Source organism: Lampropedia cohaerens (assembly GCF_001005215.1).
Lineage (GTDB): Bacteria > Pseudomonadota > Gammaproteobacteria > Burkholderiales > Burkholderiaceae_C > Lampropedia > Lampropedia cohaerens.
Map to the genome: position 1 here is coordinate 72,557 of NZ_LBNQ01000033.1, position 14,820 is coordinate 87,376.

Consider the following 14,820-nt stretch of genomic DNA (forward strand, 5'->3'; position numbering starts at 1 on the left):
CAAGGTTTTCCCCGGATGCCATCATTAGAAAACCTCTAGTAGATATAGAGTCAAGTTTTTTATAGGAAGCAACCATGATGCGGATCGGTGAACTGGGCAAGAAGGCAGATTGCTTGGTGCAGACCGTGCGCTTTTACGAGTCAGAAGGCTTGCTGCCCGAGCCTGCACGTAGCGAGGGCAACTTCAGGCTCTATGACGAAGTCCATTTGCAGCGCTTGCTGTTCATCCGCCGCTGCCGGGCGAAGGACATGACGCTGGATGAGATCCGTCAACTGCTGAACTTACGGGATCGGCCAGAGTTGGGCTGCGGCGAGGTGAACGCGCTGGTCGACGCTCATATCGCGCAAGTGCGGACCAAGATGAAGGAATTGCGCGCCTTGGAGCGCGAGTTAATGGATCTGCGACGCTCCTGCGATAGCGCCCGAACCTCGCGCGAGTGCGGCATTCTCAACAGCTTGGCCGAGCCCGCCTGAAGCTCGAGCGTGTCATCGGTGCTGGAAGTGATCGGGTCCAGTTCTGAGAGCCACGTGCCGCGCTCCATCATGCGAAAGCGCGCGATTCTGACGTTTTGAGACGGCGTGCGACCGAGGGCGTGGCCCACAGGAGCCAGCGCGAGCCGGACGACCTGCGCGCCGCAATCTCCGCCACCTTACGGGTTCTCCAGGCCAGACCGAGCATCGCGGCGTGGCTGCGCAGGTGCAGGTGCAGGCCAAGGTAGCAGTGCGCCACGACGCGGCCCGACTCATGGGCACGCCACGCAACTCGCGATCGCTTCGCAAGAAGCCGCAAGGCCCGACTCGCGCAAGAATGCGACGTGGGCAAGATCGTATAGCCAGCAGCGCAAGCGTTTGCCGCTGCTGGCCGGCTCCGGAAGGGATAGACAAGCTGCGGGCCGTAGTCCATTGGAAAGTCCATCTTTCTTGAGTGTCACTCTTTGGCGCCCAGCGTGTGCTTTTGCGACCGGAAAGCGCTGAACAAGTGGCCCCCGGGCATCCAGAAATCGCCGTAGTTGACTTGGGCGTCTTCGTGCTCACGCTTGTGATGCCAGCGATGGGCTTCAGCCACCCCGATCAACAATCCCAACGGCCCGACCCGGTATCCCAGATTGGAGTGCTGGAAGGCCAGATGCACGACCAAGAAGCCGAGCCATGCGCCGACGGCCAACCACAGCTTGGAACGCCGCTACTGGCTCAACGGGGAGTGGAAAGGCCGCCCGCCCTCTAGCAAGGCGGCACAAGCGAGCGCGACGATCACTGTGAGTAGCTCCGTCGGAAAAGACGGCCGGCCGGTCGCGAGCTCGCCGAAGAGCACAACCGCAGTGGCGCCACGGATCAGTGGATAGCAGCCATACCGGATGACAGTCGCAATGAAGGGGGCGCATTGGTGCTCATCTGTTCTGTCCTAAAGCTCTGACTGGATTGGAAAACCTTCTAGCTACGGTAGAGTCAAGGGCGTCCGGGAAGACCCTGTGGCAAGTTCGTTGCATCTGCGCCTTGACTCTCCAGCCGCTACAGGCTTCAGCATCCATCGATTTGGAAGGAACAATGCATGGCTGAAAACCACAGAGATCACGAAAACGACGAGTTGGGCCGCCTAGATGCGAGCGATGCGAAGGACCGAAAGATTCTTCTGACTGTGTTGCTGATCAACCTGACGCAGTCCGCCGCCGGCATTGCCCTTGGCATCTGGGCTGGCTCTACGGCGCTGATGGGCGCCGGGTTGGACAACCTCGCCGATGCGTCGGTCTATGCGGTTAGCCTGTATGCCGTCGGTCGTGCGGCAACGGTCAAGGTGGGCGCGGCCCGCTTGTCGGGTTTCTTGCTAATCGGCCTGGCCGCGCTGCTGCTGTTGGAAGTCCTACGCCGCTTCGCTGGAGGGGAAGAGCCTGTCGGCCCAGCCATGATGGCCATGGCCGCGCTGAACGCGGCTTTGAACCTAGTGTGCCTCAGACTACTGCGCCGCCATCGCGGGGAAGATGTGAACTTCAAGGCGTCAGCGATCTTTACCAGCAACGACTCCATCGTCAATGGTGCGATTGTGCTGTCCGGGGTGCTGGTGATGGGGTTCGGGTCGAACATCCCGGATCTGGTGCTGGGCGTCATCGTGGCCGCAATCGCAGCGAATGGGGGGCGGGAAATCCTGCGCGAAGCATCGGAAACAGCTCGCCGTAAGGCGGGCACATAAGGCATGTTTTCGCCCAGTTCATCCCGAGGTTTACCTCTGCAAAAGAGGTAGTCCAGCCTTTGGGCTACGGCCTCGGCTGCAGCCGAGCGTACCATTGGCGATGGCCGCGCGATAGGCGGGCATGCCGTTCTCGACCTCCGTCTGCCGTACAGCAGCGGTGCGCAAGGTTGAGGGTGCATGTCGTCTCTCCTGTTCGTGTGGCCCAGGCCAATGGCCGGGCCGGGACGTTGATGGGCAGGAGAATGGCGCCGAAGGCCCAACGGCCTTCGGCTCGGGAGAAAAGAGGAACCACCCGTGGGCTGATTGGCAGGCCCGGTCGTCGCTAGAACCGTCTGCTCATCAAGCAATCACACCCGGCCCATGTCGTGGCTGGGGCCGGCATCGTCTGGCGCACATCCGCGCACAAAGGGAGCCCGTTTTTGCACCGGCGGGCACCGGCACCGATTACCGCTGACCACGAAGGGTCTCCCGGTGGCTCGTGCAGCCTGGCAAGCCACCGGGAGACCCTTCGCAGAGGGCGGAAGAAACGCAGATCAACAGAACGCGCGTGGTGCGGCTCGCAGAGAAGCTACCTTCAGGTCCCGCGGCCGGGGACGGCTGGGCGGGACGCGCACACGGATCAAGAAGGCGTTGCGCGCTGGGCGTCCCGCAGGGCATGCGGCGGAGTGCGGGACAGGGGCCACGCCGCCGAAGGCGGGCACGGCTCACGGGGAACGGGGGCGGTCAGGAGCCTTTGCGGCCGCTACGGCGCGGGCGCGAGGCGCCGCGCTTGGAGCTGCCGGATTCGACTGGCAGCGTGCCTTTGCAGTCCGGGTAGCGGCTGCACGACCAGAACGGGCCGCTCTTGCCGCTGCGCTGGCGCGTGGGTGCGCCGCACTGCGGGCATGCCGGCCCTTGGGGAACCTTGATGGACAGGGAGGCGCTGCCGTACTGCGCAATCAACTGCGAAATCCACGCGGCCTGCTTGCCGATGAACACGTCCAGGGTGAGCTGTCCGGCCTCGATCATGTCGAGCGCCTGTTCCCAGACGGCGGTGGTGCCAGGGTCGGCAATCGCCGCAGGCACGGCATCGATCAAAGTGAAAGCCGCATCCGAGGCGCGGATGGCGCGCCCCTTCTTCACGAGGTAGCCGCGAGCGATCAGGCCGCCGATGATGTTGGCCCGCGTCGCTTCGGTGCCGATGCCAACCGTATCCTTGAGCTTCTGCTTCAGGCGGGGATCGGACACCAGCTTGGCGACGCCTTTCATGGACTTGACCAACTCGCCTTGCGTGTACGGTTTGGGCGGCAGCGTCTTGAGTGCCTTGAGATCGACGTCGGCCACCTGGCATGCCAGGCCCTCATACAGTTTCGGCAGCGCGGGCAGCACCTGGGCGCGGACCGCAGTATCGCCCTCGCCATCACCGTCTTCGGCCTGCGGCTCGGCGAGCACCTGGCGCCAACCCGGGATGACAACCTGCTTGCCCGTGGCCGCCAGGTTCTGCCCCCCGCACGAAAACTTGGCCACAGTGCGGTCGAACTCGTGGTGAGGGAGGAACTGCGCCAGGTAATGCGACCGGATGAGCCTGTACACGGCCAGTTCCTTCTCGCTCATGGCGGAGAGCTTCGCCGGTTCGAGCGTCGGGATGATGCCGTGGTGCGCCGTGACCTTGCCATCGTTCCAGGCGCGCGAGCGCTGCGAGCGGTCGAGCTGGCCCATGATCGAGCGCAGCGAGGGATCGGTCTTGAGCAGGCTGTCGAGAACGGTGGGCACTTCGGCAAACATGCTCTCGGGCAGGTAGCCGGAGTCCGAGCGGGGGTACGTCGTGGCCTTGTGCGTCTCGTACAGGGCTTGGGCAATCTCCAAGGTTTCCTGCACGTCCAGCCCAAGCTGCTTGGAACACACTTCCTGCAAGGTGCCCAGGTCGAACGGCAGCGGCGGGCCTTCGCGGACACGCTCAGTCTCCACCGACACGACGTGGGCACTGCCCGCAGCGCGGATCTGCTGCATGGTCTGCTGTGCGACCGGCTGCCGCAGGCAGCGGCCTGCGTCGTCGGTGCACGCATCGGGTGGAACCCATTGCGCGGCGAAAGTCGAACCGCCTGCGAACAGGGACACGGCGATGGCCCAGTATGGTACGGACACGAAGCGCGCGATCTCGCGGTCGCGGTCCACAACGAGCTTGAGCGTCGGGGTCTGTACGCGGCCGACCGACAGCACGCCGTCGTAACCCGCCTGTCGCCCCAGCACCGTGAACAGCCGGCTCAGGTTCATGCCCACGAGCCAATCCGCACGGGAGCGCGCCAGCGCCGAGTGGTACATCGAAAGCGTCTCGGCCGAAGGCCGCAGCTTGCCCAGTGCCGCCCGAATGGACGCATCGTTGAGCGCCGACAGCCACAGGCGTTCGATGGGGCCGCGGTAGCCGCAAAGCTCCACGATCTCGCGGGCGATCAATTCGCCCTCGCGGTCGGCATCGGTGGCGATAACCAGGTGAGTCGCCTTCGCCAAGAGCGCCTTGACGACCTTGAATTGCGTGGCGGTCTTCGGTTTGACCTCGACCCGCCAGTGCTGGGGAATGATGGGCAACTGCTCAACGGACCATCGTTTGAGCTGCTCGTCGTAGGCCTCGGGCGGCGCCGCCTCCACGAGATGGCCGATGCACCAGGTGACCGTGACGCCGGAACCGTTGAGGCAGCCTTCACCGCGCTGCGTGGCGCCGAGAATCCGGCCAATGTCTTTGCCCTGGGAGGGCTTCTCGCACAAGAACAGCCGCATATCCGTCCATCCCGATTCCTGTTGTTCATGGAGTTGCTGGGATCGAGGATGCCGAGCGCAGCCCCTGGCAGCAGCAAACAAGCCGCATGCGGCAGCGACCGCTTTCACGCCGATGAAATGGCGAGTGCGGGGAAGGTGCGTGGCCGGAAGTGTGCGGGCCGAGAGCCGCGATTTCCGGGAGCGCGCGTGGAACTCGGTGGACGTTGGTGGAGCTATCCCCTGGGGATAATTCGCAGCGCATGGAGGGCGGCGAAGCACTGCGGCAGCCGCCCTCCATGCCCGATCACTTCCTGCGCTTGGTCTCTTTCGGCGCCGTCGATTCCTGGGTGGCCTGGGGCTTCGGCTCTGCCTCCTGTGGCTTCGGGCTGAGGGCCACAGACTCGATGCGGTACGGCAGGATGCCGACACTGCGCGCGTTGACCTGCCAAGTCTCACGCGGCTGATCTTCGTTGTCCGTCCAGGGGTCGCGCTCCATGCGGCCGACGACCAGCACCCGCATGCCCTTCTGGTAGAGCTGCTGCCAGCGGTCGGCGTCGTGGTGCCAGAGTTCCACCGGCGCCCAGAAGCCGCCGCGGTCCTCGAACTCGCCGCCCTTGGTGGGGACGGGGTTGTCGAAGTACACGTTCAGCCGGAGCAACCGGCGAGGATCGTCGTTGCCATTGGGGAATTCGCGGTACTCGGGAGGCGATCCGATGTTGCCCTCGCCGATGAATTGTGTGCTCATGTTGGAATCTCCGTGGTGGTTGAAATACCCGTGCCTCGTTGGGCTCGGGCGCGTGCTCGGATGGCAGGCGCAATCACCGATCGCGCACTGCGGCAGGAACGGACGCGAGCCGGCGCAGGTAGGTGTTGTCCGCCTGCGCGGCCTTGCTGGCGCATTCCTGTGCTTGCCTGCCCAGGGTGTGCAGCAGGCTGATCTGCATGTTCAGCATGACGCGCTGCAGTTCGATCTCGTGCAGGTCGTGCAGCAGGTTGACCGGCGTGCTGGGGCTCGCCATCAGCTCCTGCCACAACGCCACGCCCATGGCCGATCGATCGTGCTTGCGCCAGCGAAGAAAGGTCGTGCCTGCGCCAGTGGTCTGCTGGGCCAGCTCGACGGGAAGCAGGTGGAAGGGATGCCCGCACGCCTGTGGCAGCACCTGTCGCTGCGCCAGGGCAATCAACTCGTCGCGCATGGCGAAGCACTGGCTGGCCCAGGCCTCGAAGTCCCCTTTACCTTTAAAAGGCTTTAAAAGGCCTTTTAGAGAGGCCGCGTGTTCCAGCCGCATGAAGGCTGGCTGTTCCAGACGACGGAAGTAGCGCGGTTCGCGGTTCGGGTCGCTCATGCCGGTTCGTCCTCGCCGGCGGCTGTGGACTTGGCCTCGGCCGAATCGGCGGCAGCGCCTTCGTCGGTGGGAGATGCGGCTGCGGCAGCGCTATCACCACGCTGTTGCAGACCACGGCGCACGACGGGCGGCGCAAACTTCGAGCGGCGCATGCCTTCGAGCACGTCCTGCGGCAGTTCGCCGAACTTCTCCAATGCTGCCCGAGCTGCGGCGTTCTTGGCCGCGAAGTCGTCGCGGGTGCAGCCCGAGTAGCGGTATTGCTGGGCCAGGCTGAACAGGCTGCGCAGCGCGTGGGCACCTTCGTTGAGCCAGCGCTCCAACGTCGAGCGATCGATCAGCGCGGTGTGGTGGGCGAGGATCAGCTTGCGGGCGATGTCGTCGTAGTCGGCCAGCAGATAGACGGCGGCAAAGCCGAGCTGCGCGTTCACGAACAAGGGGAGCTTCACCGGCTGCACGTTGAGGTTCTCACCCAGGCTCAACGCCGCAGGCACGCCGGCCAGTGCCTGGTCAACCTGCTCGCGCAGCGATTGCAACGTGGTCCTGGTCTGGTCGAGCTTTTCCTCGATGCGCAACATCCACCAGTCGCTGTACGGGTCGTCCTGCTCCGAGCCGCGCTTCATCTTGTTCATCACGGCGATGTAGCCGTTCAGGCCGACGATGCCGGGTCGCCCCTCGGCGGCGGCGCGGCCATGCCAGATGCGCGAGGCGTGGTGGGTGTGAAGCGTCAGCGACATCGCGCTGCGCAAAGAGCCGAGATTGAGTTGCAGAGGTTCGTTGGTTGCCATGGCGTCCGCTCGCTTGGGAAAAGGAGCGGTCAGGATCGGCACGCAACGGAAGGCAGTCAGTCAACAAACCGAAATGAACCGGGACCCGGTTGTCGTGGCAGCGGTGGCCTGTGACACGAGCTATCCCCAGGGGATAGCTCCATCGAAAGCCATGGAGCGCTGCTCGCGCAAATGGTGCGTGCGCTCATGCAACCGACGCCATTACGGCCCCCCTGGACCGAAGTGCCATGCCGTGCCTGTCGGCGTTACAGCTTGTAGTACATCTATCCCCTGGGGATAGCTCTACTGACGGCCATCGACGTCTGCTTCACGCCCTTGTCGCTCGTCGCGCTCAGCTACTGCGCAGAAGGTCGCGCAGCCGGTCAATGTGCTGCCGGGCCACCTCGGGTGGAACCACATTGCGCGGTGGTTCAGGCGGTGCATCTCGTGCAGGGGCAGGTGGCGGTGCTGACCCGGCTTGCTTGGCCCAGGCGTTGAACTCGCCACGGATGGCGCGCTGGATGATGCCGAACAGGTAGCCTGCCGGGTTGCGGATGGTGCTGCCGCGACAGCGATCCGCCCATTCGTCCAGCACGGCCTGGCGTAGCGGAGCATCGACCTGCTGCAATGCCACGATGGCGGCGGCCTGCTGCTCTTCCTTCAAGCCGAGAAAGCGATCAGGCAGGCGAACTCCTGGCATCGCACGCGCCTGCCCACGCTCACGCGCGGTAGTACGTACTTCATTCATACGACTACTACGTACAGTACGGTCCTGCTTCGGATTCCGAAGAGCGCCGTCTGACGCGGGTTTCGGCCCTGCTTCGGAATCCGAAGAGGGGTCATCAGAATTCCGAAGAAGGCTCGGCGCCCCTTCTTCGGAATCGTGAACCCTATCCTTCTGTGGATAACTCTCCTGCGACCCAATGCCCTGGCTCGCGAGGCGTTCGGCAAGGACCTGCAGCCGCGAGGGCAACGTGCGGCCAGACAACAACGGGTCTTCGGCGATTTCCTTGAGGGTGTGCAAGCCCACGACCTGGACGGCCTTGGCCGAATGGCCCAGGGCTTGGCTGACGAGCTCCAAGTAGTCCGGGTCGAGCTGCATCGCCTCGAAAGGCGTCAGGGGCTCATCGTGCAGGACGTAGAGGTTGCCGAGGATGCGCCCGGTCTTGGGGTCACGCCTGCGGCGCACGAGACTCAACCAGCGAGTCAGGCGCAACAGCGTCAGCGCCCGTGCCACGGTCTCGTGAGAGGCCTGTCCGGCGCAGGGCATTGACGCGAGCCACGGGCGAAGTTGCTCATACGTCGGAAACGCCGTGACCCCATCCTCGTTGAGCATCATCCGAAAGACTTGCCAGGCATTGCGTTCCAGCGGCGTCAGGCGTCGGTCCAGGAACAGCCGTCGCGGCACGCTCTCGTGCCGATTGCCGCTGAACAGAAAACCGTCGCCGGTTGCGGAGACAGGAGATGTTGCGGATGCGGGAGCTGGCGCGGACGCGGGCGGGCGAGGTTTCGGTGCAAGGTCTTTCAGCGCGCTGTCGAACAGATCAGCGAGGGCGACCGGGCCTTGGCGTGGTGCTCGTGGTGCAGCGTCGTCCACGGCCATGACTCAACCCAATCCCTGATCGATCCAGTTCTTGATCGCAGCCCAGACCACCGACAGCGGCAGTTCCATGCCTTCGGCGAGGTCCATTGCCGCATCAAGAACCGAGGTCTCATCCTCCAGCTCGACATTCCTGCTGCTGGTCACGGCCTTCCAGCGTCGCCACAGCTCGGTGTCCTGCTCCTCGTCCAGAACCGGATGGCGCCCCTTGCGTTTGGGCAGGCCGAGAACTTCACGCCGTAGCGCGACTTCCTGGTGCGTCAGCCCATAAAAACGGCTCGCCATTTCCGTACTGGCCCCCAGGCGCAACATGCGATCGACGGTGGCGATCTCCTTCTCCACGTCCTGCGCCTGTTTGAGCAATCGCCGGAGCACTTCCCGGTTCACCGAGACAGAGCACCACGAGACGCTGGCATTGGCCAGTACGCTGATCAGCGCCGGATGCTTGAGCGCATCCAATTCTTCCTCACCGAATCCCATCGCCTTGCAGCGGCGCAGTTGCCCGTTGCGCAGATCGTAGAGCGCCTGCGCGATGACGGCCTGGTTGAGTGGGTTAGGTGCGGACATGCGGGCCTCCCTCGCTCAGGTCCCAGGACCGAGAGCGCCGGCTTCCAGATCCAGCAGGCGCCGGGCCAGCCGCAGCAGACGAAACAGCTTGACCAGCGCGGTGTCGCTCAATCGCCGGGCCCCGTCGGCATGACGTTGGCCTTGGCCGTGCAACAGCGCTGGCAGGTCGGTGACGAAGTGCCCGCCGTCCAAGCCCACGTCGGCCGACTGCTGACCGGCCAGGGAAACCAGCAGCGCGAGCACGGCACGTGCGAGCGGCGACGAAACCTGGGTCGGGGCACGACACGCGAACCCGATGCCATCTGAACGATCCTCGACACACGCGTCCAGGTCGACCTCGCCCGCGATCTCGCGCGCGAACTGCGCGATGTGGACGCGCAGGCGGCCGGGTGCGTCGAGACCTGGGTCGATATGCCAGATGTCCGAGATGGGATAGAGGCCACCGGCCTGCACGGGAATCGACTGCAGCACGTTGGCCGAGAAGTCGGGCGGAAGCGCATCGCCCAACTGGTCGGCGACCATGCGCTGGATGGACTGGAGCCGCTGCGTCGTGGGTGCCGGAGAGACGATGTGCTCGTCAAGTAGATCGCCAGCCGCTGCCGCAGGGGTGGCTGCGGATGCCTCACGCGGGGCCGCATCGTCCTGGGGCCTTGTCGGCGCGGCGGCAGAGTGGCCTGCAGAATGTGCTGCTGTGGCGGGGGACGGTGCCGGTTCAATCGGCGGCCGTGCGATGGCCCCAGGCTCAGGCAATGCCGGCGGCGCCGATGGCGGGGTTGGGTCGCTGACCAGGGCGCGGTGGCGGCTCTCGGATTCGGTCAGGTCCAGGGCAAGCACGTCGTAGTCGATGCCCAGCAGCTCGGACATCTGACCGATCAACTCGTCCTGCACACGCTGCGGCGAGAACTCGTCGGCCTGGGTATCGAACTGCGACAGCACTTCTTGGAAGAAACTGTCGAAGTCGAGCGGCAGGGAGCGGCCCTTGGCATAGTGCTCCCACGTGCGCTCACTGGCCTTGCGCATGACCGACAGCCGCTCGACCTGGTGGCGACCGAGGCCACCATACAGCACGGTCGGGATCGCAGGCAGCAGGTAGCGCACCGCATCGGCCATGCGGCTGATGTGTGACTGCTGCACGGGGAAGCCGTCGGCGCCCAAGCGACGGGCCAGCTCGGACTGGCTCAAGGTCGTGCTGCTTTCCGCTTCATAGAACTCGCGCGCCTTCTCGACGCCGAGGGCGCGCTCGATGAACGTCAAGCCGCCACGCAGTTCGTTCTCGGCGAGGTGCCCGGTCAGCGCGACGATCTCCCCGCGCGCAGGCCACGGCCGGAACAGGCACGATATGCGGAAGAAGCGCTCGTCCTTCTTTTCTGTCCAGAGTTCGCGCAGGATCGCCAGCCTGGTGTTGCCGCCGTTGCGGATGATGTAGTGCGCCTCGCCAGGACGGCGTGTGATGGCTGGCGCCGCATCCAGGCCGCGCTCGCGGATGGAGGCCTTGATTTCATCGTAGGCCGAGTTGCGCTTTTTGCGGGGATCGTGGTCGTAGGGCCGCAACTGGTCCAGCGTCACGACCATCGGCGTGTCGGCGATGGGGTCACTCAAAGCCGTGGCCGATGGCCCACTGCGCTCGAACCCGGCGGCAAGCAGCTTGCCGGCCATGTCCTGGGAGGTCATCTCAGCCATGGCCGCATCCCTCGGCGTTGGCGGGCCGGGCCATGCGGGCCTCGCGCTCGGCTCGGCGGATCTGCGCACGGGCATTGAGGTCTGCCCGGTAATCGCTCGCTGTCGAGCTGGTGTAGATGGCGGCGCAGCCGGTCTTGGTGAATTTGAGGTGTCCACCCCGAGTACGTTTGACGTGCCAGCCTTCGCTCACCGCAAACTCGATCAGGGCGCGCAGTCGCTTGTGGCCACGGGACAGTTCATGTGCGCTCGCCACGGGACCTCCCGGTTTCAATAGAACGTGGAGGACGGCCGGACACGCGGGCGAATCTGTCTTGCCACTGCGGGAACAGTTCGCCGGCGAGCGTGCGCATGGTGTCGAGCGCAGCGGGCGCAACTCTGCCTGGTGGCTGTCGATACTCGACGCGATGCACCGGCATGCCGCGGGTTGCAGCGCGCGGATAGGCTTCGATGGCCGGCACGTCGGTGCCCAGCACGCGGATGCCCGTGTGATCCTGAAATAGGTCGTGCAGCGCCTGCTGGATCATGCGTGCGTTGGCGGACACGGGGTGGACACGATTGATGAGTAGGTGCAGCGGTGGCGGTTCGATGCCAAGGTGCCGATACGGCGCGATGTCCTCCAGCAACTGCATGGTGCCGCGCCGCAGTTCGCGGGCCGCAAGGATTTCCGGGGTCACGGGTGACAGCGCCAGGCCGGAGGCGAGCACCGCCATCTCCAACAGCACCGAGCGCGCGCCTTAGGTGTCGATTAGCACCAGGTCATAGAGCGGCGCCAGCGCCGGCAGCAGGTGGCGCAACCGCAGGCGCCCGTCTGGCGCGTGCAGCAGCAAGGTGTTCAGTTCACCCCGGTGGTCGTTCGAGAGCACCAGGTCCAGGCCCGCGATGATGGTGCGGGACACGAGCTGGTCGAGACCGCGCTCGTTGAACGCCAGCAGCTCATAGATGCCGCCGGGCGCGCGGTGAGCCAGATCGTAGTAGGAGGACAAGGTGGGCTGCACGTCGAGATCGAGCAGCAGCACGCGCAGCCCCGCGTCCGCGGCGAGCCCGCCGAGGTTGGCGGCCGTGGTCGTCTTGCCGACGCCACCTTTCGTTGAAATGATGGATACGACCTGCATGGCGCTCTCCGTTTGGCGATGGGAAGTCCGAGGGGGAGCGAGTCAGGTGCGGTTGTTAAGGCGTTCGGCGATCCACTGATCGATCTCGACCGAATCCCAGCCCACCGCGCGCACGCCAAGGCGCAACGCCTGTGGAAACTGGCGCTTCTTCATCAGGTTGTAGATGTGGGCGCGTTTGAAGCCGGACTTCGCTTCAACTTCATCGAGCCGCAGGATGCGGCGCTCGTGCGGTGGCAGTACAGGTACTTGCGACATGGCGGTCACTCCTGAACGCTCAGTGGCGTTTGTTGGCGTGACCTCTATTCAATAGACATGGCTGCAAAAAGACATTGCAAATGCAATCTCCGAGACTGCACATACAAGATGGAAGAATTCACGCGGCTGCGCTACGCACATTCTTCCTGGCGTTGGCGAACTTGCCGTTCAAGGTTCGCTCCGTGATGCCCATGGTGCCGCCATAGTGGGCGAGCAATGCGGTGACGATTGCCTCCTGCGTCTTGAAGCTGGAGTACGGCACACCCGATGGGGATTGACCCAGCATCAGCGTCAGCATGCCACCGATGATGTTCAGGTACGTGGTCTCCGCTCGATCACTGATCGCGCACTGCTTGGATGCCAACAGCACCGCGGACTGCTTGAGCAAGGCTTCGTGTTGCGCTTGAAGTTTGCGCATCTCACGCCGGCTATGGTCCAGCGCGGCCTGCAGAGCCTGCCGTTCCAGCAGGATTGCCTGTCCTGTTTCCAGGGTGATGGAGGGATGCGCCATGCGCTCGCTGCGGCTGAACAGGAATCCGGGTCGATGCTCAGGATAGTGAGTGCGCATCCAGCGTTTCAGATCGACGTGGCGGATGGTCAGATCGGGTGAACTCACCAACTCTGGGTCATTGAGCGTGATCCCGTTCTTGCCAAAGGGCAGTTCCGAGTTGAGGATGCCGTCGTAGATGCGTTCCGAGTACAGCCGACACTCGTTCCATCGCGGGCAGTCCAATGTCTGCGGCAGGCACCGCGGTGATGCGATCGAGGCGAGGATCGACGCCTTGTACCGCAACAACCCAGCCCACCGTATGGCAGCTTCGATGGGACGATAGAACACCTTTGATAATGGTGGCTCCTTGTGCATGTTTTCGTCTCCTTTCGGAAGCGCTACATCACCGGCTCCTTTCTCGCCCTGCCAAGGGCTGTTGTGTCGTTATGCCTGTGGCGGATGCCAGGGACGAATGCCCCGGAACGTGGGCGGACGAGATCATGGCATCCGCCACAGGTGGCCCTCTCTTGCTCAATGTGCAAGAATCGACCAGTTGCCGGCCCGTCGAGTAACAAGGAAGAAGCACGCTCGACAATGGCGCTCACGGTGCCAGCGTCATGGGGTGCGTCAGGCGTATCAAGACCGATTCGCTATGGTCTGATATCCCTACGGTTTCACAAGTCGCGCTGGGGCGCAGTCGTTGCTCAACGTCCAGAGGGACGCAGAGAAAACCGCGCGTGTGATGCTTGTTCTGGCATCCTGATATATCGACATAGCATCCAGCGATCCTGGGCTGTGGCCAGTTTGAGGCTGTTGCGCGCCGCTCCCACACGGTCGCCAGCTGACCAGGTGATGTGAACATGCGCCCCATCTTTCCTTGCTCGCCGCTTGGCCTTCATCACGAACAGCCTTGGGCTGTGGTGCGCACGGCATCAAACCAAGCGCGGTCTCAACGTTCGATGCTGATGCCATTCCTGACGCAAGGAGACCTGAGTGTCGAGCGGCGTTGCAGGGGCGGGCCTCTGGTAGCCGTGTATTCTGCGTCGGTTGTCAGGGGATGAAATGGCAGTCCTTGGACGCTGATGGAAGTTGTTGGATGAGTTTTGTTGCCGAGGGCGAAGAACAAGGCTATAATTCAGGCCTTCGCTGCTCACGGCGGCGAAGAATGTGATTGGGAAACAAGGATTTAGCGCCCTAGTGCCTGTCTCGTTTCCCGCTCCAGATTGGATTGCAAAAAAGGAGCCTAGGCTCCTTTTTTTTTGGCCGTTATGGCGGGGCACGCCGCTTCGCAGTTGGGATGCCCAGGTGGCTTGAGCATCATTGTGCGCAGCGCGCAATGATGCCGCTTGAGACACGAAGTACCACCTCAGGCGATTGTCAGGCGCAACTCTGGCAGGCCAGCCACGCTGGCGCTGACGGTGTCGCCGCGCTGCAGAGCGCCTACACCCGCAGGCGTGCCGGTGAAGATCAGATCGCCAGGCTGCAGCGTCCATGCACGGGAAAGCGTGGCAATGACCTCCGCGATCTTCCAGATCAGCTCATCCGTGTTGCCTTCCTGACGCAGCTGATCGTTGACACTCAAGCGTATGGCGGCGTTCTCGACATCTCCCGCTGCGGCCTTGGGCACGATCGGGCCAACAGGGGCACTCTCGTCAAAGCCCTTGGCGATGGACCAGGCCCGTCCGGCCTTTTTCATCTCGGCCTGCAGGTCGCGGCGCGTCAGGTCGATGCCCACGGCATAGCCAAAGACATGATCCATGACCGCGTCGACGGCAATGTCGCGCCCGCCCTTGTCGAGCGCAACCACCAGTTCGACTTCATGGTGCAGATCCTGCGTCAGCGGCGGGTAGTGCACGGTTCCGGTCTGCCCGGCCGGCACGTAGACGGCGCTGTCGGCTGGCTTGAGAAAGAAAAATGGCGCCTCGCGGCCGGTTGCGCCCATTTCCTGCGCATGTTTGGCGTAATTGCGGCCCACGCAATAAATGCGATGGATGGGAAACAGCGACGCGCTTTCGGCAATGCCAACGGCGGCAGGTGTGGCGGGGTCAAAAAGATAGGACATAGCGTTTGTTCTCAGAAAAACGATAGG

Annotated in this window: 15 protein-coding genes and 1 pseudogene; 2 read left to right on the forward strand and 14 right to left on the reverse strand. The window is 63.9% G+C overall.

Translation table 11 applies throughout. The features are described 5' to 3' along the window. Positions 1–74: 74 nt before the first annotated feature. Entirely contained in the window at positions 75–473 is a 399-nt protein-coding gene (gene cadR / locus AAV94_RS10780) for a Cd(II)/Pb(II)-responsive transcriptional regulator (RefSeq protein WP_003098965.1), read from the forward strand. A 67-nt stretch (positions 474–540) separates the two neighbouring features. On the opposite strand, the gene AAV94_RS15225 is transcribed toward cadR, so the two are convergent. Further along, positions 541–915 (reverse strand): DUF3703 domain-containing protein, encoded by a 375-nt coding sequence (locus AAV94_RS15225; RefSeq protein ID WP_011516992.1) that lies wholly within the window; start codon positions 913–915, stop codon positions 541–543. A 12-nt stretch (positions 916–927) separates the two neighbouring features. Continuing rightward, on the reverse strand, positions 928–1,137 hold the full coding sequence (locus tag AAV94_RS15230) for a hypothetical protein (protein ID WP_014747696.1): 210 nt from the start codon (positions 1,135–1,137) through the stop codon (positions 928–930). A gap of 411 nt (positions 1,138–1,548) precedes the next feature. On the opposite strand from AAV94_RS15230, the gene AAV94_RS10790 reads away from it, so the two are divergent. Next, entirely contained in the window at positions 1,549–2,184 is a 636-nt protein-coding gene (locus AAV94_RS10790) for a cation transporter (RefSeq protein WP_046742261.1), read from the forward strand. A gap of 723 nt (positions 2,185–2,907) precedes the next feature. Here AAV94_RS10790 and AAV94_RS10795 read toward each other — a convergent pair. From AAV94_RS10795 to AAV94_RS10850, 12 genes and pseudogenes are all read right to left on the reverse strand, one after another. Beyond that, on the reverse strand, positions 2,908–4,938 hold the full coding sequence (locus AAV94_RS10795) for a DNA topoisomerase III (RefSeq protein ID WP_003116834.1): 2,031 nt from the start codon (positions 4,936–4,938) through the stop codon (positions 2,908–2,910). 283 nt (positions 4,939–5,221) lie between these two features. Continuing rightward, positions 5,222–5,662, reverse strand: coding sequence for a single-stranded DNA-binding protein (locus AAV94_RS10800; RefSeq protein ID WP_003098976.1), 441 nt, complete (start codon positions 5,660–5,662; stop codon positions 5,222–5,224). 73 nt (positions 5,663–5,735) lie between these two features. Then, positions 5,736–6,263 carry a DUF3158 family protein gene (locus AAV94_RS10805; protein WP_003098978.1) on the reverse strand — a complete coding sequence of 176 codons (528 nt, stop codon included), beginning with the start codon at positions 6,261–6,263 and terminating at the stop codon, positions 5,736–5,738. Further along, entirely contained in the window at positions 6,260–7,048 is a 789-nt protein-coding gene (locus AAV94_RS10810) for a PFL_4669 family integrating conjugative element protein (protein WP_012112316.1), read from the reverse strand. Before AAV94_RS10810 ends, AAV94_RS10805 begins: the two co-directional genes overlap by 4 nt. A 331-nt stretch (positions 7,049–7,379) precedes the next feature. Further along, positions 7,380–8,630 carry an STY4528 family pathogenicity island replication protein gene (locus tag AAV94_RS10815; protein WP_012112315.1) on the reverse strand — a complete coding sequence of 417 codons (1,251 nt, stop codon included), beginning with the start codon at positions 8,628–8,630 and terminating at the stop codon, positions 7,380–7,382. A 3-nt stretch (positions 8,631–8,633) separates the two neighbouring features. Further along, positions 8,634–9,194 (reverse strand): DUF2857 domain-containing protein, encoded by a 561-nt coding sequence (locus AAV94_RS10820; RefSeq protein WP_012112314.1) that lies wholly within the window; start codon positions 9,192–9,194, stop codon positions 8,634–8,636. A 15-nt stretch (positions 9,195–9,209) separates the two neighbouring features. Beyond that, entirely contained in the window at positions 9,210–10,874 is a 1,665-nt protein-coding gene (locus AAV94_RS10825; RefSeq protein ID WP_046742262.1) for a ParB family protein, read from the reverse strand. Continuing rightward, positions 10,867–11,127, reverse strand: coding sequence for a hypothetical protein (locus tag AAV94_RS10830; RefSeq protein ID WP_012112312.1), 261 nt, complete (start codon positions 11,125–11,127; stop codon positions 10,867–10,869). Before AAV94_RS10830 ends, AAV94_RS10825 begins: the two co-directional genes overlap by 8 nt. Next, positions 11,111–11,986, reverse strand: a pseudogene (locus AAV94_RS10835) (ParA family protein). Before AAV94_RS10835 ends, AAV94_RS10830 begins: the two are co-directional and overlap by 17 nt. A 42-nt stretch (positions 11,987–12,028) precedes the next feature. Then, positions 12,029–12,241, reverse strand: a complete 213-nt coding sequence (locus AAV94_RS10840; protein ID WP_012112310.1) for an AlpA family transcriptional regulator — start codon at positions 12,239–12,241, stop codon at positions 12,029–12,031. A 118-nt stretch (positions 12,242–12,359) separates the two neighbouring features. Then, positions 12,360–13,106: a hypothetical protein gene (locus AAV94_RS10845; protein WP_012112309.1), complete on the reverse strand. Its 747-nt coding sequence runs from the start codon at positions 13,104–13,106 to the stop codon at positions 12,360–12,362. 991 nt (positions 13,107–14,097) lie between these two features. Beyond that, positions 14,098–14,793 carry a fumarylacetoacetate hydrolase family protein gene (locus AAV94_RS10850; protein WP_046742263.1) on the reverse strand — a complete coding sequence of 232 codons (696 nt, stop codon included), beginning with the start codon at positions 14,791–14,793 and terminating at the stop codon, positions 14,098–14,100. Positions 14,794–14,820: the final 27 nt, after the last annotated feature.